The following is a 1,163-nucleotide window of genomic DNA, read 5'->3' as shown; positions in this document are numbered from 1 at the left end:
ATCTGCGCGTTTGCGGCGCACCGCCGCCGCCAACGCGCAGATCGGCGCGGCGCGCGCGGCGTTCTACCCGGATCTGATGCTGAGCGCCAGCGCCGGGCTGGAGAGCGCGGCGTTCGGGCCGTGGCTGACCGCGCCGAGCCTGTTCTGGTCGCTCGGGCCGCAACTGGTCGGCACACTGTTCGACGGCGGCCGGCGCCGCGCCGCGCTGCACGGCGCGACCGCGCAATATCGCGGCGCCGTGGCCGATTACCGGCAAACCGTGTTGAGCGCGTTCCAGCAGGTGGAGGACGACCTGAGCACGCTGCGCGCGCTGGCCTCGGAAGCCGACAGCGCGCGGCGCGCGGCCGACGCCGCCGATCTCTCGCTGAAACTCACCACGAACCGCTTCGACGCGGGCGCGGTCAGTTATCTCGAGGTGGTGACGGCGCAGACGATCGCGCTGTCGAACCAGCAGCAGGTCGACCGGATCGACGCGCAGCGGATCGCGGCGGCGGTGGATCTCGCGGTGGCGCTCGGCGGGGGATGGGAAGGCTTGGGGAAGGACGCGGGCAAGTAGGCCGACGGACAAGCCCGGCTACGCCGCGCGCGGCAGCGTCACCGTCACGCGCAGCCCGCTCGGCTCGACATCGCCGAGCTCGATCCGCGCGCCCGTGCGTTCGACGATGGTGCGCACGATCGCCAGCCCGAGCCCGGAGCCGAGCGCCTCGTTGCCGACGATCCGGTAGAACGCGTCGAACACGCGCTCGCGCTCCTGCGGCGCGATGCCCGGCCCGGTATCGGCCACGCTCAGTTCGACCTCGCCGGCGCTCGCCCGCACGGCCAGATCGATGCGGCCGCCGTCGGGCGTGTAGCGGATCGCGTTGTCCACCAGGTTGCGCACCAGCATGTGCAGGTCGAGCGGGCGGGCGATCACGTCGGCCTCGTCGAGGTGGGTCACGCCGATGTCGATCCGCTTGCGATCGGCCAGCGGCATCAGGTCCTCCAGCACGCCGCGGCAGGCCTGCGCCACCGACAGGCGCGCCTCGGCGGCCTCGGGCGCGTCGTGCACGCGCGCGAACGTCAGCAACTGTTCGACCAGCGCGCTGCTGCGCGCCAGCCCGCGCCGCAGCGCCAGCACGCGCTCGTGCGCGGGCGTGGCGGCGGTCAGCGGTTCGAGCCGCTCG

At 73.5% G+C, this 1,163-nt stretch carries 2 protein-coding genes; one reads left to right on the top strand and one right to left on the bottom strand.

What is annotated here, in order from left to right; genetic code table 11:
* Positions 1-556: TolC family protein (locus G3N92_RS34040; protein WP_206131871.1), on the top strand; the 556-nt coding region annotated here is incomplete at its 5' end.
* A gap of 18 nt (positions 557-574) precedes the next feature.
* On the opposite strand, the gene G3N92_RS34035 is transcribed toward G3N92_RS34040, so the two are convergent.
* The coding region (locus tag G3N92_RS34035) for a HAMP domain-containing sensor histidine kinase (protein ID WP_206131870.1) at positions 575-1,163 on the bottom strand (589 nt) is incomplete at its 5' end.

The sequence above is a fragment of the Burkholderia sp. Ac-20379 genome (assembly GCF_017104645.1).
GTDB lineage: Bacteria > Pseudomonadota > Gammaproteobacteria > Burkholderiales > Burkholderiaceae > Burkholderia.
The sequence above is the reverse complement of the archived record's forward strand: the minus strand, read 5'-3'. Positions and strand labels throughout refer to the sequence as shown.